Below are 19,219 nucleotides of genomic sequence, written 5' to 3' on the forward strand. Positions count from 1 at the left end.
GAAAAGTGCGCTTGGAAAAGCCGTCAGTTACAGCATTAATCAGTGGCCTAAGCTGGTGCAATATATTAATGACGGTCAATTATCTATTGATAATAATCGTGCAGAGCGGGCGATCAAACCATTTGTTATTGGTCGTAAGAACTGGTTGTTTGCTAATACTAAAAATGGAGCTGTAGCCAGTGCGATTCTTTATAGCGTTATCGAAACGGCGAAAGCAAACGGGTTAATGCCCTTTAACTACTTAATGCACTGCCTTGAACAGTTATCAAATCAGCCAGATGAGATAGATTCGCTCTTGCCATGGAACGTAAAACTCGAGCCAGTGTAGTTGGCCGGACGCTTACTATTAATATTACGAATGGTATTAAAATAAAGCTCCCAGGTTGCTTGCGCATCCTGTTGTGTGTATTTTCTGATGGTAACCATAATTACAATTTCCAGTTTAAGTTATTTATATTTCTGATGCCTGACTGAGCAGGAGAACTGCTTAGAAAACAGAGACCAGAATTCTATAAGTTACTGTCTTTATGTGAATTACGACAGCATGAGCTCAAGTAGCTTACAAAACAGACTGACTCTTATTACGTACAAAGCGGGTTCTAAATTCACTCGGGGTTAAACCGATAACACGGATAAATATTTTACGGCAGGCGCTGACATCCTCATAACCTACCTGCAGCGCAATCCATGCAAAAGGGTTCTCAGAAGTTTCTAATAAGTCACAAGCTTTTTGAATTCTCAGCCTTTGTATATATTGAGTAGGTTTGAGCTGGGTTGCCCGGATAAAGCGACGTAAAAAAGTACGCTCGGTTAGGCTGCATTTCTGTGCGAGCAGATGAATAGTAAGGCTTTGATTAAAAATTGTCTGTAACTCTATCTGCAGGCCTAAAATATCATGGTCACCATGACTAAAGCTTGGTGCAAACTGCTTATAATATCGCTGCTCCCGCTTCCCAGTATCAACCACCAGCATTTTTCCCAGCTGACGCATCACACTCGATCGGGAAAACCTGGTCACAATCTCCAAACCTAAATCAAGCCAGGAGAGCATGCCGGCAGCGGTAATAAAATTATCCTTATTAATCAGCAGCTGATCTATCTGCAGCGCTAACTGCGGATAGGTTTTCTGAAATAATGTCTGCAGGGCCCAGTGAGTCGTTATTTCAGTTCCTTTTAAAAGGCCCGTAGCTGCCAGTATAAACGAACCTGCGCAGGCAGAGGTTAGCACAGCGCCGGTATTATGCTGCTCGACGAGCCAGCTGATCAGCTCGACTTCAGGGTTCAGGAAGTAATCATTATCGTCACAGGGAGGAACAATAACAGCTGCATAACACGGATTTTCCTGCTGCTGGTCATTTTTATAAGTACTATGATCAATTATTTCAGGGACAAATTGATAGACAAGGTTTTGATCAAAACTCACCCGGCTGGCCATTTTGAACATTTCAGACAACCCGTATACTGCAGATTTAAGGCTGCCGGGATAGTCTATGATTGCAATTTTTATATTCATAACGACGTTACCTGTCATATTGTCACTTTTGACTTTTATCATGTCAGTTTAGACTTTCATATACCAGTCAACAATATCGCATAATCATCATGTAAAACTAAAACGTACATTTTTGTTATGCGCCCGCAAACAGCCGCCGTATAGATATACCGTCTTTTATTCCTGTTTTTGTTATTAACATCATGATTTCAAATGATATAAGAGCGCATTTTTTGCCTAACAGCTGTACCTGTTCTACCTTTTAATTAATCTTATCTCTCGGTTCACGGCTGAACAGGTTTCAAAGTAAAGGAAAAAATGAATAAGCTAAATGTGAAACGGCGCATTGTACTAACAGGCGGCCCGGGCGGCGGTAAAACCACGGCGCTGGACCTGTTTAGACGAGAACTGCTTGGTAAAATAGCTTCCGTTCCGGAAGCGGCGACTATGATATTCAGCGGCGGTATTGACCGCAGCCTTGATGATGACGTGACCTGTACTCAGCAGATTGCCATATTCAACCTGCAGAGAAATTTAGAAGACGTGCAGCGAAAAATGAACCCTGACTGTCTTATATTATGTGACCGGGGATGTTTAGACGGACTTGCATACTGGCCGCGCTCAGATGAAGATTTTTTTAAAACCATGAACACCACCTTAGAGTATGAATTAAGCCGCTATGATGCAGTCATTTTTTTTGAAACGGCCGCTAAGTCAGGCCAGGAAATAAAAAGTAATAATCCGATCAGAAATGAATCGGAACAAACAGCAATTATTATTGATCAAAAACTGCAGCGGATCTGGTCACAGCATCCTAACTTTAATCTAGTCAGCAGCTCAGAATCGTTTATTAGAAAAGTCATGTTCGGTATTATGACTATCGAAAATGTTATTAGCTCAATCTAACTGAAGTCACAGAGCCCTGCTTTATAGCGCAGGACTCCGAATAGTTTGAATTTGTCTTAACCCGCTTTGATCATCAGCTGATAACTAAATCTAATTCCAGGGTTTTATTTGTAGTGCCTGCAGTTTCTTTCTTTTTTGCTAAACCTTTAAGCATTTCATTAGTGACTAGCGTAATACCTTTCTCTGATACTCGAAAGCCGTTGGCTAAATCTTGTTTTCTATCATAACCAATTGTTAAATCAGCCGGAATCTCGCATTTGCTGTCAACAATGACACGCCGTAATCTGCTCCGCTCGCCAACATGGCTGCCGTGAAGCAGTACTGACTCTTCAATAATACTGTTTGTATGAGTGTGTACGCTGGAGAATAACAGTGATTTGCGGATTGTCGAGCCGGATACAATACAGCCGCCGGACACCGTTGAATCAACGGCCATACCGCGGCGTTGATCATTATCAAAAATGAATTTTGCCGGCGGAAGCTGTTCCTGGTAAGTCCAGATAGGCCAGGATTTATCGTATAAATCCAGCTGTGGTTCAGGGGCAACCAGTTCCATATTTGCTTCCCAGAAGGAATCTATGGTACCAACATCCCGCCAGTAAGGCTGGTTGTTACTGTCTGGATCTTTAAAAGCAAACGCAAAAATATTATGATCTTTAATAATGGCGGGAATAATATCATGACCAAAATCTCGACTGGAGCCCTCTTTACTACAGTCTTTTTCCAGCTGCTCAAATAAAAAATCGGTATTAAAAACATAATTACCCATTGAAGCCAGGCATTGACCCGGTTTAGCAGGGATTTCATTAGGTACAGCCGGTTTCTCATCAAAGCCGATCACTTTATTAGTACTGTTGACGGTCATAACACCAAAGCTGCCGGCAGCCTCTTGTGTATCAACTTCTAAGCAGCAGACAGTCATATCTGCATTGTTTTCTACGTGCTGCGCCAGCAGAACGCCGTAATCCATGCGGTAGACATGATCGCCGGACAGAATAAGAACATATTTAGGACGTTCCGCACGAATGATATCCAGATTCTGATATACAGCATCAGCGGTTCCCACATACCAGTCGTCACCACTACGCTGCGATGCCGGCAGCACATCCACAAACTCCGATATATTTGCTTTAAAACTTCCCCAGCCGCGGTTTATATGGCGGATTAACGAGTGTGACTTATATTGAGTTGCAATACCTACACGGTTAACCCCAGAGTTAATACAGTTTGATAACGGAAAGTCAATAATACGGAATTTACCGCCAAAATAGACTGCTGGTTTTGCACGCCAGTCTGTCAGTTCATACAAGCGGCTTCCCCGCCCCCCTGCTAAGACTAATGCATAAGTATCTTTAGTAAGGTTACTGATAAAGCGGTCTTTATTGTGGCTCATAAATGAATCTCCATAAATTTTTGAATCTAATAAAATCAAAAGCTATTTATTGTCTGTACAGATGAACGGACATACTGTACTGCGGTCCGTTTTTCCACTGCGGGTATTGTTGATATGATCCGAACTGACTCCTTGTTTCAATTTTATGGACGGCACTCTTTTTATTGTTAACAAAACAAAATGGGACCGGTCCTTTTATCATGTCCGATTAATAATATAAATAAAAGGTCTACACAAAGGTATTGTGATTAAGATAACAGTTTATTTTACTGCTGCGGGCGGGTCTCTTAACAAGCAGGTTAATCAAAACATGCTTCAGGACATTAGAAATTCATATTTTCACTATGCCGCTAACAATATTTATTCGAATCAAATAGGAATCTTTTCCATAAATCCAGCTTACTGTTCTGCAGCAGTGCTTTGAATAATTCAGCATTCTTATTTTCAGCACGAGATTAAGTTCAGATAGAAAATACAGCAAACGACCTGAACTTATAGCGCTGTTATAATTCAGCTAATCCGGAACTCGACTTAACAAAATAATGCTTAGGCAAAAAACTCTCTGCACTTGATTCTGACATCTCCTGATCAAACCGTTTCGAGTAATCATCCCCCAGAAAGCAGTTTTTAAGCGGATAGGGATAAATCTCATCATAACGCATAATAGTAGTCTGACTGGTACGCCTGTAAATATGGGAACGGTTGAGCTGGCTGGAATATTCAAGTCCCGCAGAAGCAACTATTTCCATAGCCGCCTTGACTGTTTTATTGTGATAAGAAGCAACCCGTGCGGCTTTATCTTCAACCACCAGACCGCTGGCGAGAGCAGGATCCTGTGTCGCAATGCCCGTAGGACATCTATTGGTATTACAGATTAATGACTGCACACAGCCTAAAGCGACCATCATCCCCCGCGCACTGTTACAGACATCGGCACCCAGTGCAATATTTTTAACAATATGAAAACCGGTAAAAACCTTGCCGCTGGCAATTACTTTAATTTCATCTCTAAGTCCAAAACCAATCAGCGCATCACAGACAAAACTTAAGCCCTCTCTTAAGGGCATACCCACTGAATTTGAATACTCCAACGGTGCGGCCCCCGTGCCTCCCTCTCCACCATCTACGGTAATAAAATCAGGTTTAATACCCGATTTAAGCATAGCTTTGCACAAGCCGAAAAATTCACTTCTACGTCCGACACATAATTTGATCCCGACAGGTTTACCCTCCGATAGAGAGCGCAGCTGCTGTATAAATAACATCAGTTCTAAAGGTGTTGAAAATGCAGAATGGGTAGGCGGTGAATCAACGGTTTCTCCGGCTTTTACATACCGAATCTGCGCAATTTCTGCGGTGTTTTTATGGGCGGGCAGTATACCGCCATGACCGGGTTTAGCACCCTGGGACAATTTTATCTCAATCATTTTTACATTAGATAAACAGGCTGTCCGCACAAATTTTTCGGAACTGAAACAACCGCTATTATCCCGGCAGCCGAAGTAAGCAGTGCCGATCTGCCAGATTAGATCACCGTCATCTGCTAAGTGATAGGGGCTGACACTGCCCGCTCCAGTATTATGAGAAAACCCTCCAAGCTTTGCACCTTTATTGAGTGCTTTGATAGCATTGGAGCTTAATGCGCCGAAACTCATCGCAGAAATATTAAAGATACTTGTACTGTATGGTTTACTACAGTCTGCTCCGCCGATTGTGATACGCGGATCCGGCTTTGCCTCGCTGATATGCCGGGCCGCCAGCGAATGTCCTATCCACTCATAACCGACCCGCAGGCTGTCAACCTTAGTACCGTAAGGCACAGTATCACGATCCCCCTTTGCTCTTTGATATATAACCGAACGGAACATACGGCTGATAGGTACACCGTCAGTTTCTGATTCAAAAAGATACTGACGCAGATAGGGACGAATATATTCAACAACCCAGCGCATCCGCCCGATCACGGGGAAATTTCGCAGCAGCGCATGTTTACTCTGATGTATATCGTAAATACCCGTGATGATAAGCGGTAGTGCCAGAGCAAACAACCAGAGAGCAGACAGCCAGATTAAAGATAAAAGTGCAATAACAACAAGTGAAGAAACAGCAGTAAGAGCAAAATACTTTCTCATATCAATAACCCCCCTATATATTTACCTGCTATATCTCAGGTGCTTAATATGCAGTTTAGCTGTAAGTATCAGCCTGACAAGGCAGGCAAGTACGACAGACCATGCGTATATACACAAAGGTACTCAGCAAACAGTCCTTATTTTCTATTGCGGCAGTCCGGGTGACGCACTGAAGCGGTAATAGCGGGCCAGAAGCGGCCGGATAATCGCCAGTCCAATAATAAATGCGATAGGTTTCAGCACGTTGACTCGGCTCATTAACTCAATATAAGCATCAAGTTCAGTTACAACATTTCCCTGTGCCGTTTTAACATGAAGTTCGGTTAAAGCTTTACACGGATCGATACCAAGCGCCTGCAGCTCCTTATCTCTTCCGGTGATATCAAACCAGCACACAGAATTACCCGCAGTCCCGGCCAGTTTCTGATAATTATCACGATCTTTAATACAACGCGGGCAGGCACCGTCGTAGTAGACTGTAATTTTTTCAGTGTATTTTTTCATGTTAATACCTCTACGCTTATTCTAGTGTAGCGGTAGTTTCTCAATCGGAAAAAGTACAAGTATTTAAATATTCCGCCCTGGTTGTTATTAATAGTGAACAGCTGATAAAACGATTATTTTTCGAACTGCGGTGTGTACCATAATGACTTTTCCTGCAGAGGGGTCTCTACAGGAAGCAGCGGATTCTTGAACCTGAATATCTTACGATGTTCAATATTTGCTGACTCAAAAATTTCCCTGTTAGCCGGGTGATGGTAAAATAAACGGTCAAATGAACCGTCTTTAATTGCAAGGCGAAGCCCTTTTTCTAAACGCAGAGCAAGTTGAGTATTGTGTTTGTTAACAAAGAAGTATTGCGGAGCAGGATATTGAATAAGCAGGCTTTCTTCCACTACAAACTGCTTATCTTTATGTGCGTCAACCTCAGCCCAGGGTTCATTAATGCCGCGCGGAAAATAATCAAACCTTTCCATTTCCAGCATACTGAAAAGCCCCTTGTAGGTAGGGCTGCTGATCACCTTAATACCGTTAGCACGTAAAATTTCGCTGTCCGGCCAGTCGTGCCCCTGCCCCGCGGTCAATTTTTTCAAATCATCTAAGGTACTGATCATAGAAAACTTTTCTTTATCCTCGGCACGGATAATAAAAATACGATGTCCCAGCAGTCCTTTTAATAACGGAATACGGATCGGCAGCAGCAGCTCTTCACGCTCTTTCGAGGTCATTGTCCAGACCACATCAACCAATCTGCCTGCTGCCAGCTGCTTTATCGCCCGCCCCTGAAACATTTTTCTATTTATTTTTTCCAGTCTGTAAGGACCGTCTGTTTCAGCCGTTTTTTTCAAGGCTAAATGCAGCAGATCAATAACATAGAGGCTGCGTTGATCCTGACTTCCCTGAGGACTAATATGTCTGATCACCAGCTCATCTGCCCGGGTTATACTGTTAATCAAAAACAGGAGCATCAAAGCAGTAAAAAACTGTTTCATTATTTCTCCTGCAGCAGTGTATTACAGACGATCAGCAAACGCAGTATCCGTTGTATTTGCATAAATATTTAATAATTACTTTGTTAATCAAACTTAGACCCGATTAAACATTAAAAATAGTCAAACAGACAAGGCCTCTGACTAAAGTTTTATAAAACAGAACAATTACCGCGCAAAATAATGTTTCTACTGCGTCCGATCAAAGCCGCATTACATTTTAAAAGGGTTAAAGTATTAGGCACCTTATTTTTTCACCGAATAATCAGGGCTGTTTTCAGCGACTGAAAGGACCGCTTCAGAGTGGGACTGATCATAAACAAACGGTGATAATTCCCGCTGCAGACGATCAGCAAGCAGAGTGCTGCGCAACGGTTTCTGTCTGGCTTGTTTAAGATAAGCGCCAACCTCGCACTCCCATACTGCAATAACATTCCAGCCTAATGTGTTCAGCAGCTGCAGGTTTTGTTTATCTCTTTGTTTATTACGCGAGAATTTATCTTTCCAGTATTGTGTTCGGGTTTTAAGAGTTGTTGCGCGTTTACACGACTGGTGGTGATGCCAGAAGCAGCCGTGTACACAGATTACCGTTTTATACTTTTTCAGAACGATATCCGGCTTACCGGGCAGTATGCCTGATTTATATAGCCTTTTATTTACTCTGCCGTACAGCCTAAAGCGGTAACCAAGTGCATGCAGAAGACTGCGCACCACGATTTCGGGTTTGGTTCCCGTCGACCGTATGCGGCTCATATTCCAGCTGCGGTGCGCTTTAGATATACTGTCAGTCACTAACCCCGTCCTTTGCTCGGCTATGAAATATACAGATAAAAACCTTTTAAATGCAGCGTCCTGGCCCTGTTACCAGTAATTTTCTGAGCTGAAATTACCGGGTTTGCGGCGCAGATGTTTTTTATAACCCAGCTGAACAAGCTGCTCACTAGTTTCCTTTACCATATCCGGATTACCGCATAAATAGAAGAAACTGTTTTCAGCTGTCAGTCTGACCTGTGCAGTTTCAGCTAACAGCCCGGACTGCAGCAGCTGCGGTATTCTGCCCTGTAGAGCGCCGTCACACTGCTCTCTTGAAACAACCGGCATATATACAAACTTATCCTTATATAAGGCGGCTGTCTGTTCTATTTTAGACTGATAAACCAGTTCAGCTTTAGTTCTAACAGCATGTACTAAAACAATTTTTTTAAAACGTGCACGGGTTTCATGCTCATCTAGAATAGAAAGAAATGGACCTACTGCAGTCCCCGTTGATAATAACCATAAGTCGGTGATATGTTCCGGGATTTCAGCTAAAGTCATAAAACCGGCGGCCTGTTTTCCGACATAAACGGTATCATCTACCTGCAGGTTTTGAAGCTGTGAACTTAACTCCCCGTCAGAGACGCTGATCAGAAGAAACTCCATCTCCTGATGACCGCTTTTATGATTCGGAGAATTAACCAGCGAATATGCGCGGCGCACCCATTCACCAGCTTCATTCAGCAGGGCTAATTTAGTAAACTGCCCCGCCAGGTAAGGTTCAACGGGAGCATTGACCTTTAAACTGAATTCATTATCTGTCCAGTCAGTTCGGCCGATCACTCTGCCTTTTATTAAACCATGTGGAATTTCTTTCATTAGAGCTCTCCTTAAAAAACAAAATAATTAAGGTTTAACGGAGTATTAATCTTTAAGCTGAATTCGTCATCTGTCCGTTGCCTTCACTAACGCTTGTTTATTAAACCTGATTTATCTCGAACACACATTAACTATAACATGCTTTTAATATACACCTTATAACATGAATTTCTTAACTAATAATACCTTAATCTACTATATTTGCTTTACCGGCAGCCGGCTGGATAAGCTTTAATACTTCTCTTATCAATCTCTTAATAGATACCGCAAAGCAACTTTACTTTGACAATCAAACTATATAGCATCCACATACTTTGATGATCAAGCTAAAATAAGGAAATACAAATGCATGCTCAGGATTTAAATAAATGGCGGCACAGCCATAATTTTACTCACCATAATCATAGGGGGGAACGACGAACGTATTATGTACTGCTGCTTACTCTTATTACTATGCTGATAGAAATCACTGCGGGAACTATATACGGTTCAATGGCCTTACTGGCCGACGGCTGGCATATGGGTACTCACGCTTTTGCCTTTATGATCACCATTTTTGCATATCACTATTCCCGTAAACATGCGGACAATAAATCTTTTACATTTGGTACAGGCAAAGCAAGCGTACTCGGCGGTTATAGCAGCGCCATTCTTCTTGGTTTAGTGGCATTGATAATGCTAGGCGAATCAATTCACCGATTAATGTCGCCGCAAATCATTCAGTTTAATGAAGCGATAATGGTTGCTGTAATCGGCCTTCTGGTAAATGTGGTCAGCGCATTTTTACTAAAAGATGACCACCATCACGGACATGAGCATCAGCACGGCCACTCTCATCACCATGATCACAACTTGAAAGCAGCCTATCTGCACGTATTAGCAGACGCATTAACCTCTGTACTGGCAATTGCAGCCCTGTTTGCAGGAAAGTACTGGGGATGGAACTGGGTGGATGCGTTAATGGGCATTGTAGGCTCAGTGATTATTACCCGCTGGGCGATCGGGCTGATGCGGCAGACCAGCCCGATTCTGCTTGATGCGGGCATCGATTATGATTATCAGAAGCAGGTCGTCACAACTTTAGAAAAATACAATAATAGCAAAGTCAGTGATATTCATATCTGGAGAGTCAGTGCCGATCATTATGCTGCGGTCATTTCACTGGTCACACACATTCCGGAATCTGTAGATCATTACAAGCAATTACTACATAAGTTTGATAAAATTGTTCATCTGACCATTGAAGTAAACCACTGCACCGAGAGACAATAAATACCCTATGAAAGAGATTGAACAGCTTAATCATTCTATTATCGAGTTTTACGACAAGCTTTCCTCCTGGGAACATGCGGTTGTAAGAGAGCAGAACATTTCACTGGCACAGGTTCATACCATTGAAGTATTAGGCAGTCACGGTGCAATGAGGATGAAAGAGCTGGCCGACAGATTAGGAATAACAACCGGCACATTAACCGTACAAATAGATAAGCTAGTCAATGCCGGATTCATTGCACGCCGTCCGCATGAGTCGGACAGGCGCTCAATCCTGGTTGACTTAACAGACAGCGGCCGGCATCTCTATCGGGAACATGACGATCTTCACCTGGCACTGACTCAGGATATTACTGCAAACTTAGATAAGGATCAGCGAAAGATACTGCAGTTATGTTTATCTAAAATGAATAATGAGTTCTAGTTAATACCTTGATCTAGGAGCTAAGAAATCCGGCATTCAGATGCGAAACCTCAGGCACGGGATAATTTTCAAAAAATGCGTATTGGATCATTATTCATATTTCAACAAAACTACTAAACATTCAATTTATTGCCAAATATATTCCTTTAAATTCATCAGCATAGGTAAAATTTCTGCGTGCACGGGACTTTAAGCAGAATCATTTCGGTTTCTTTCATATTTTTGAATAACAGCCATACTTATAATAATTGACTTTTAAAGGCAGCTGGAAAATGAATTACTCTTTGAAACCTTATTTGTTTTTTACTCTCTGCTGCCTGATTGGAATGCAGCCGGTGTATAGCCATGCGTTTGCCGTTAACAGTGCGAGTGAAATAGAGCTGAAATACCCTGTATTGGTTGAGACAATATCTCAGGAGCATGCACACAAAAGTATCTGGCAGGATCAGTCCTTAAGAGAGCAGTTTGAAAATCAAATTCTGCTGCTGGTACTAGCTGATATCAGCGATGATTTAGCAGAGCGTTACCAGGCATTAACTGAAGCTGCAGAGGAAAATAACTGGCCGGGTTATGAGATAATCGCTTCTGACTTATTATTATTCTATATGTCATATACGCAGCAAATCCCGGCTCAAGGAAATTCATGGTTGTTTGGCGGGCGAATAAACCATGGTATAGGCACTCCGTCTAAAGCATCTATAGACGCATTTTTTAATGCCCAGTCAAATCAACAGAGATTAGAATATTTTCAAGCACTGCAGCCAGCATCAGATCAGTACACGCAGCTTTCTCAAAATTTATTCGATTATTATCACAAGAACCGCAAGAAAATTTCCATCCCGGAATTTACAGCATTTGCAAAACAGGGTGAAAACCTTGAACAGAAAACACTTTTATTGTCACGTTTACAGATCTCCGGTGAAATATCGTTAGAAAGTAAAGCCTATTTTGAGGCACAGGGCGAACAATTATACAGTCCGGAGCTGCAGAACATTATCCAGTTTTTCCAAAAACGCCATGGTTTAAAAGCGGACGGCATTATTGGCGCGAACACCCGTTTCTGGTTAAATATCAGCCATCAGGAAAGACTGCGCTTAATGGCATTAAATATTTTAAGAATACAGTTATGGTCCGTTAATAAACCGAGGATGGTATTAGTTAATATTCCTAATTACACCATGGAGTACTGGGAATCTGGAAAAAAGGTCTTTGAGAGTAAAGTTATCGTCGGACGCTTAACCAGAAAAACGCCGCTGTTTTCATCCAAACTTGATTCGATTGTATTTAATCCGACCTGGCGGGTACCAACACGTATAATGCGTAACGATATTCTTCCTAAAGCCTTATCCGACAACGATTATTTTACTGATCACCGTTATGACATTATCCCCAACTGGCGCAGTAAAGATGTCATTAATCCTGAAAATATAGCCTGGGAGAACATCACAGCAGCGAACTTTCCCTATAAACTCCGCCAACAATCAGGGCAGAGCAATGCGCTGGGCCTATATAAATTCAACACACCTAATAAAAATGCCATCTATTTACATGATACCCCGGCAAAATCATTGTTTGATAAACAATACCGCGCATACAGTTCCGGCTGCATAAGGGTGCAGGAGTCAAAGAAATTCGCACAGCTTCTGATGGATAAATCAGGCTTTTCAGATCAAGATTTTCTCAGCCACCATCAGCTTCCTGAAACCAATGTGGTCGCTTTAAAGAAAAAAATAACTATGTTTACCATGTATCAAACCGTCTGGGTTGATGAGTTCGGGTTCACCCAGTTTAGAAAAGATATCTATAATTACGATAAATTAAGTAAAAGCCGTAACGCAGAGAAAAACTTCTATTTTTGATAAAAATATAAAACCTTGTTGTTCAACAACTAACCGCAACAATAACTGTTTAGGACAGTTTTTAATCATTTAGTATTTGACGCCTGTATTAAAAGTCAGTATCTTCGCGCCTTTGATCGTTTATTTATTATACAGCGGAATGATATGACAGCCCCTCATCACAGTCGTCGAAAATTTATAAAAAGCAGTTTGCTTCTTTTAGGTGCATCAGCCCTTCCTTCTTTATCATTTGCATCATTAATACAAGGCTCGCCTAGAGTTTTACAGATGAGTAATATCCATACTGGTGAAACACTTAATACACAGTACTTTGACGGCCGCCAGTATCAGCTGACTGAGCTGCAGAAAATTAATCACTTATGCCGTGATTTCCGTCAGAATGAAGCCTTTGACATGGATAAAACATTATTCGATCAAATATCAGCTATCCAGCAGGTTATCGGCTGCGATAATCAGGTAGAGATTATCTCCGGTTTCCGTTCCTCGGCTACCAATAAAATGTTGAGTAAAAGATCTGAAGGTGTAGCAAAAAAAAGCCTGCATATGCTTGGCAAAGCAATAGATTTTAGAATCGAAGGCGTACCGTTAAGCGATGTAAGGAAAGCAGCTTTATCACTTAAAGCCGGCGGAGTCGGTTATTACCCGAACAGTAATTTTGTACATATTGACAGCGGACGATTTCGTACCTGGTAATAAGTTCTGATTAATGAACAGCTCCGGGATTAAAACCGGCATGATATGCAAAATACAATCCCCGGAGCTGAACTATATAATTCAATATAGTCAGCACCATATTCTCACCCAGGCCAAATTAACCTAGCATCTCTGCACCTTACCGCAAAAAGTATTCACTTTAGCTGTCAATCAGCCACCAGAAACTTTACTCATTATAGCAATCGGCAATACAAAACTGTTTCCTTGAAATAACCGATCGACTCTGCAGCTAAAACGATTTAAGTAGAAAAATGCTTATTCTTTACTAGGATACAAGTAAGCACTGACACTTTATTTATTTTATCAAAATATTAAAAACTATCTCCACTGCTAAAGCCGGCACAGAATGTTACTGCAGCACCTTAAATCATGAACAGAAAAGAAGGTCTACGAAATGATTAAAAAGTTTGTTATCTCCACTACTGCTCTGCTGCTGTTAACAATCATAGGTTTTATGTACTGGCAATCCGCACCAAATACTGAACAGGGAGTTCAGACCAGCGGTCTGCCGATAAAAGTTGCCCGTTATTACTGGCCGGGAATGTACTGGATAGAGATCGCAGCAAAAAAAGGCTGGTTTAAAGAAGCTGGTCTTAATGTTGATTTAATTGATTGTAACTCTGACTACTACGCTTCCCTGCAGGATATGGTTGACGGAAAAATTGACACAAATAACTTCTATCTATTCGATTTTATGCGCTTTAATGCAGCAGGCGCAGATCTGCTTCTGATCATCAACAGCGACAACTCTACCGGCTCAGAGGCCATTATTGCAAAGCCGGTAATCACAACCATAGCAGACCTGAAAGGAAAAAAGATCGGCGTTGATAAAGGGAGTAATTTGGAATATATACTGGATACTGTGTTGAAACGACATGGATTAATGCCCGCTGATGTGATTAAAGTACAAGTCAGCAGCGAACAGGCAGCAGAGGAGTTCGGCAAAGGACAGCTAGATGCGGTTGTCACATGGGAGCCGGTTGTATCAGCTGCGGTAGAACAGTGGCATGGCCGAAAGCTCTTTAATACCTCTGCGATCCCCGGCATATCTCCTGTCGGCTGGGTTTTCAAACGAAGCTTCACTGAGCAGAGGCCCGGAGACGTACAGGCCTTTGTCAACGTATGGCACAGAACTACACTGTTTATCAAAAATAAACCTAAAGAAGCGTTCGCTATTATTGCCGACATCTACAACGTCACTGCAGAAGAAGTAGAGACATTTGCGCGTTTAGACCAAATACTGGACCTTCGGGATAATCTTACCTCCTTCTCTTATGGCGCAGGATTTGAGTCCCTGCACGGCACAGCGCGCCATATGACTAACTTTCTAATTGACAAAGGGGTAACAAAAAAGCAGCTTGACAGCACTAAATTTATTGACGCGGCCTTTATTCGCAGCCTCAAGCACTCTTTGCGGCAGGAAGCGTTATGAAATTTGCCAGTAAAATAACATTGTCGGTTGCGCTGGTATCACTTGTTGCTCTGCCTATGCTGGTTTTGAGCGTTTTTTATTCCGCCCGAACTGTACTTCAGAAAAACATCAGCCAAACTCACCAGGAAATTGCTCAACGGCAGATGCAGACAATTGACCGGGCCCTTTATACTGCCTACCGGGATATTCAGATGATCGCTGAAGACGACTTTCTGCAGGTATTTCTAGCCCGGAATAGTAAGGCTAATGAGAAAGAGCAGCTTCAGATCCTTAATGAGTTAGAAGAACGAGCCCTGTTTACCGGCCCCTGGGACCTGTTAACTGTGGTCGACGAAGCAGGTTATATCATCATGTCGACAAATAAAGAGCTTATCGGCAGGCAAATAGAAGAATATACGACAAGCAGCACAGCATACTACCAGGCAGTCAAAGGCAAAACCTACTATTCTGATCTGGTACTAAGCCAAGAGTCAGGCAGACCGACAGTCATATTTGCAGCACCAGTTAAAAGCAGGCAGGGAAAGAGTGCTGTTAACGGAGTGGTGCTCGGCCATTTCGCATGGCCCGTAATTATTCAGGCGCTGGATGAAATCCCCCCGCCTGCCGTCGTACATCTTATCAACAAAACGGGTATGACCATAGCAGCTCCCAGCGCCTATGCCGATCATATCTTTAAGCTAAATCTCGACGGCCACGCTCTAGCGGAAAAGTCACTTGCAGATGGCATCGGGGGCAGCGCAGTTATTGAACAAGGAGCGCATAAAGTACTAGGGCCCATGCTGGCGGTTTACTCTTCGCAGAACGGCCTTTTTGGTTATAAAGGCCGCGGCTGGGGCCTGCTGCTGGAGGCTCCCCTTGAAAAAGCACTAGCTCCCGTTAATCAGCTGGCAAGAAATGTCGCAGCAGCCGCATTGATAGTGACCATACTGCTGATAGGAGTTCTCTATTATGCAGGCAGAATGCTTGCCCGGCCGGTAGAAAAACTGACAGAAACAGTAGAGGAGGTTTCGCGCGGAGATTTGACAGTAAAGGCTGAAGTAAGTACAACTGATGAAGTTGGAGAGCTGGCCTGTTCATTCAACAGAATGACTGAAACTCTGCAAAAGACCACCGTTTCAAAAGATTATCTGGACAACATTCTGAAAACAATGCTTAACATGCTGATCGTTATCGACCCGGATAGAAATATTATTTCGGTTAATCAGGCAGCCCTCTCTCTGCTGGGCTATCAAGAAAATGAATTAATCGGCCGGCCCGCTGAGATAATTATTGCCGAAAAGAGCCTGTTAAAATCAAAAAATATAGCGGCCTTCGCCCTCAAAGGTACAGCAGCTAATCTTGAAACATACTATATCAGCAAAAACGGACGCAGAATAACGGTACTCTTTTCCAGCTCAATTATGCACGACTCCGAAGGACAGGTTAAGGGTATTGTCTGCGCGGCCACTGACATCAGTAAACGCAAGGAGCATGAAGAAAAATTGCGCCGAAACAGCCGCGCTTTAAGAGCTATCCATGCCAGTCATATTCTTCTAACACGCTCTGATAATGAACATTCGTTGTTTGCAGGGGTATGCAGCAACATTGTTGATCAAACAGGCTATCGGTTTGCCTGGGTAGGACTACTGCATCCAGATAATGCAGATTCCATGATCACAGCATCCTGCGCAGGAGAGGAACAACACTTCAGCCGTTTACTGCAGCAGCGCCTGCAGGCTGTCGAGTCAGCAGACAGCCCGGAGGCGACAGCACTCAGAACCTGCAGACCTTGTATTGAAATAAACATTAATAACCTTATAGAAAACGTTCACTGGCGCAGGGAAGCAGCCGAATACGGCTACCGGTCAGTTATCGTCCTTCCGCTCATGCATAAGCAGGAGGCATTCGGTGTACTGTCAATCTACAGTTTACAGAACAATAGCTTTGAAGCAGATGAAGTGACCTTGATGAAGAAGCTCGCCGATGATCTCGCCTATGGTGTTACAGCAATACGGACAAAGCAGAATCACAAACTGGCAGAGAAAAAAATTGCTTATCAAGCCTTTCATGATTCTTTGACTGGTCTGCCTAACCGGGCAAAAATCATGCAGTCCCTGAAGCAGAGCGTTGAACATATTCACAAGCACAACGGTGCACTGGCAATCCTGTTTATTGATCTGGATGATTTTAAACTGGTTAACGACACACTCGGGCACTCGGCCGGTGATGAACTGCTCCAGCAGGCTGCAAAGCGTTTAAAAAGGGCCACACGTGACAGTGATATCGTGGCGCGGCAGGGAGGAGATGAATTTATTGTGCTCTTTACTGAATACGACAAACAACTGACCAATACGGAATTCGAGCAGGAAGCATCTGTCGTTGCACAGAGAATACTAGATGATCTGCACAAGCCGTTCCGGGTACAAGACCAGGATGCCTATATCTCGGCCAGTATTGGTATCAGCCTGCTTCCTGGCGACAGCGATAATGCCGATCAGTTGATTCAATATGCAGACAATGCAATGTACCGGGCTAAGGAGCTGGGCCGTAATAACTATCAATATTACTCCCAGGAGCTGTCGGAACGCCAGCAGAAAAAAATGTCACTGGCAACAATGCTCCATAAGGCAGTCGAACAAAAGGAATTCAGACTTCTTTACCAGCCGCTTATTAATCTGGACAACGGCAGAATGGTTGGAGTAGAAGCTCTGATCCGCTGGGAACGGGAGACGTCTCATCTGATCTCCCCTGCCGACTTCCTGCCGGTCGCAGAAGATACTGGATTAATCCTGCCTATTGGTGACTGGGTAATACAAGAAGCTTGTCAGCAGCTGCGCAAATGGGCAGATAAAGGGATTTCACTGCAGGTAGCAGTTAATTTGTCAGCACGACAAATGTGGCACGGTGACATTGCAGGTCAGATACTAAATATTATAAATGAGACTGGTATATCAAAAAGTATGCTTGAAATCGAAGTGACTGAAAGTGCGATGTTTGTTGATCCTGAACGAATGGAAAAAACACTGCTGCACTTCAAGGACAACGGTATCAAAATTTCTCTCGATGATTTCGGTACCGGTTATTCCTCACTTAACCGCCTGAAACGCCTGCCTATCCATAAGCTGAAAATCGACAAGTCCTTTGTTGACGGTACTCCTGAAGACGAAGATGATATTGCCATCGTCACAGCAACGATACAAATGGCGCAAAGCCTGAAACTGTATTCCCTGGCAGAAGGGATTGAAACACTAGAGCAGTGCAGCTTTTTAAAAGGTCTGGGATGTAACTATGGTCAAGGCTATTATTTTTCAAAACCAGTGCCGGCTGCAGAGATAGAACTGATGTTTAATCAAAATCATCAATGGGAGTTACAGATACAAAAATCAAACAACATCATATCTATGAAAACATCATAATATTGAGAAATAAGTTATAACTTCGAGTGGTTTTCACTGCTTTTAACGGTATTTAATCGTTACTCAGAATCAGGCGGCAGGTTAATTCTTAGGCAAAAACACAGTACTGACCGCTGCTAGGCGCGTTCCGTGCTTTATTTTACAACTGGTTTAGATGAAGCGAATAATTTATAGAAAATATTTCCTGCAGAAGATAAAAAAACAAAGATTGATCCCGTTAATGCACCGCATTATCTTATAAACTAACAAATATATATACTCGGCCTGTCAATAAACACTTCAGTTTTTTTGTTCAACACTGCACAAATCAAACCTGCTAATTTCTATTACAAGCTATACACCAATAATTTATAAATCAGGATTTATCGCCATGATCAAAAAACTTAGCCTTTCTGCACTATTACTACTGTCACTTCCGGCTTTTTCCGGCGAAGTAAGTACTGTTACCCTGGACAACGGTGCCAAAGTGCTGATCAAAGATGACTTCACATGGGAATATGTAATTCTTACAGAACAGCCTGTCATACAGGGGGCGCAGGATACAGCAGTCCCTGCTTTAACCGCAGCCGCCATGACACAGAAAACCCTGATTTCTACTGCTGCACTTGATGGTGTAAAAGTAAGCTTCACTGAAAGTGAATGGGACGAAGGAAAATTAGGACTTAACTTCGACCTGCACAGCACGACTTCAAAAAATATTGTTGTGGTGGACGTTGAAGTGACACTGTTTGACGACAGCGGTAAACGCATTAAAAAGGAAGTATTGACCGTCTGGCAGGCTCAATACCGTCTACCGGAGACTTACCTGCGTGATGGCGATCAGCGTCCAGGCCGTACGCTGTGGATCGAAGATATCGATCCGAGCAGCTGGGAAAAGCAGCTTATCACTCTAAAAGTTATCGAAGTTAAAGCTCGCTAATCCGCATTTTCATAAGCTGATTTTATATTAACTGTGCTCAATAACCTGAGCACAGTTTTCTGCACTAATAATCTGCGGCATCCTGCTGAACAGAGCTCCCCGAAAAAATCAACAAAGCCTAAACTTATCGCGAATACGCGATCTGGATCAACAGCT

16 protein-coding genes are annotated in these 19,219 nt (G+C 42.8%); 9 read left to right on the forward strand and 7 right to left on the reverse strand.

Annotated features, from left to right (window positions below):
- A partial coding sequence (locus tag G327_RS25155) for an IS66 family transposase (protein ID WP_019615191.1) occupies nt 1-328 on the forward strand: 328 nt, incomplete at its 5' end.
- 231 nt (nt 329-559) lie between these two features.
- Here the strand turns inward: G327_RS25155 and G327_RS0119510 are convergent.
- Nucleotides 560-1,513 (reverse strand): GlxA family transcriptional regulator, encoded by a 954-nt coding sequence (locus G327_RS0119510; RefSeq protein ID WP_019616492.1) that lies wholly within the window; start codon nt 1,511-1,513, stop codon nt 560-562.
- A 297-nt stretch (nt 1,514-1,810) separates the two neighbouring features.
- Between G327_RS0119510 and G327_RS0119515 the strand changes: the two genes are divergently transcribed.
- The gene (locus tag G327_RS0119515) at nt 1,811-2,398 is read left to right on the forward strand and encodes an AAA family ATPase (RefSeq protein ID WP_019616493.1); all 588 of its coding nucleotides are present in this window, start codon (nt 1,811-1,813) and stop codon (nt 2,396-2,398) included.
- A gap of 73 nt (nt 2,399-2,471) precedes the next feature.
- On the opposite strand, the gene glgC is transcribed toward G327_RS0119515, so the two are convergent.
- The 6 genes from glgC to G327_RS0119545 form a co-directional block, all read right to left on the reverse strand.
- Entirely contained in the window at nt 2,472-3,791 is a 1,320-nt protein-coding gene (glgC, locus tag G327_RS0119520; RefSeq protein ID WP_019616494.1) for a glucose-1-phosphate adenylyltransferase, read from the reverse strand.
- 503 nt (nt 3,792-4,294) lie between these two features.
- Nucleotides 4,295-5,923, reverse strand: coding sequence for an FMN-binding glutamate synthase family protein (locus G327_RS0119525; protein ID WP_019616495.1), 1,629 nt, complete (start codon nt 5,921-5,923; stop codon nt 4,295-4,297).
- 144 nt (nt 5,924-6,067) lie between these two features.
- Complete coding sequence (locus G327_RS0119530; protein WP_019616496.1) at nt 6,068-6,427, reverse strand: thiol-disulfide oxidoreductase DCC family protein; 360 nt, start codon at nt 6,425-6,427, stop codon at nt 6,068-6,070.
- Nucleotides 6,428-6,540: 113 nt separating this feature from the next.
- Nucleotides 6,541-7,416 carry a type 2 periplasmic-binding domain-containing protein gene (locus G327_RS0119535; RefSeq protein ID WP_019616497.1) on the reverse strand — a complete coding sequence of 292 codons (876 nt, stop codon included), beginning with the start codon at nt 7,414-7,416 and terminating at the stop codon, nt 6,541-6,543.
- A 243-nt stretch (nt 7,417-7,659) separates the two neighbouring features.
- Nucleotides 7,660-8,205 carry a very short patch repair endonuclease gene (locus G327_RS25160; RefSeq protein WP_019616498.1) on the reverse strand — a complete coding sequence of 182 codons (546 nt, stop codon included), beginning with the start codon at nt 8,203-8,205 and terminating at the stop codon, nt 7,660-7,662.
- 69 nt (nt 8,206-8,274) lie between these two features.
- Nucleotides 8,275-9,048: a ferredoxin--NADP reductase gene (locus G327_RS0119545; protein WP_019616499.1), complete on the reverse strand. Its 774-nt coding sequence runs from the start codon at nt 9,046-9,048 to the stop codon at nt 8,275-8,277.
- Nucleotides 9,049-9,393: 345 nt separating this feature from the next.
- Here G327_RS0119545 and dmeF point away from each other — a divergent pair, with 345 nt between their 5' ends.
- The 7 genes from dmeF to G327_RS0119580 all read left to right on the forward strand — a co-directional run bounded on the left by dmeF (nt 9,394) and on the right by G327_RS0119580 (nt 19,063).
- Nucleotides 9,394-10,320, forward strand: coding sequence for a CDF family Co(II)/Ni(II) efflux transporter DmeF (dmeF, locus tag G327_RS0119550; protein WP_019616500.1), 927 nt, complete (start codon nt 9,394-9,396; stop codon nt 10,318-10,320).
- A gap of 7 nt (nt 10,321-10,327) precedes the next feature.
- On the forward strand, nt 10,328-10,744 hold the full coding sequence (locus tag G327_RS0119555; RefSeq protein WP_019616501.1) for a MarR family winged helix-turn-helix transcriptional regulator: 417 nt from the start codon (nt 10,328-10,330) through the stop codon (nt 10,742-10,744).
- A 272-nt stretch (nt 10,745-11,016) separates the two neighbouring features.
- Nucleotides 11,017-12,603: a L,D-transpeptidase family protein gene (locus G327_RS0119560; protein WP_019616502.1), complete on the forward strand. Its 1,587-nt coding sequence runs from the start codon at nt 11,017-11,019 to the stop codon at nt 12,601-12,603.
- A 144-nt stretch (nt 12,604-12,747) separates the two neighbouring features.
- Nucleotides 12,748-13,296 (forward strand): peptidoglycan L,D-endopeptidase MepK, encoded by a 549-nt coding sequence (mepK, locus tag G327_RS0119565; RefSeq protein ID WP_019616503.1) that lies wholly within the window; start codon nt 12,748-12,750, stop codon nt 13,294-13,296.
- A 415-nt stretch (nt 13,297-13,711) separates the two neighbouring features.
- Nucleotides 13,712-14,749: an ABC transporter substrate-binding protein gene (locus G327_RS0119570; protein WP_019616504.1), complete on the forward strand. Its 1,038-nt coding sequence runs from the start codon at nt 13,712-13,714 to the stop codon at nt 14,747-14,749.
- Nucleotides 14,746-18,144 carry an EAL domain-containing protein gene (locus G327_RS26230; RefSeq protein ID WP_019616505.1) on the forward strand — a complete coding sequence of 1,133 codons (3,399 nt, stop codon included), beginning with the start codon at nt 14,746-14,748 and terminating at the stop codon, nt 18,142-18,144. The genes G327_RS0119570 and G327_RS26230 overlap by 4 nt, the downstream gene beginning before the upstream one ends.
- A 370-nt stretch (nt 18,145-18,514) precedes the next feature.
- Nucleotides 18,515-19,063, forward strand: coding sequence for a DUF3157 family protein (locus G327_RS0119580; protein WP_019616506.1), 549 nt, complete (start codon nt 18,515-18,517; stop codon nt 19,061-19,063).
- Nucleotides 19,064-19,219 lie beyond the last annotated feature (156 nt).

The organism is Psychromonas ossibalaenae ATCC BAA-1528, assembly GCF_000381745.1.
In the GTDB taxonomy this organism is placed as follows: Bacteria; Pseudomonadota; Gammaproteobacteria; order Enterobacterales; family Psychromonadaceae; genus Psychromonas; species Psychromonas ossibalaenae.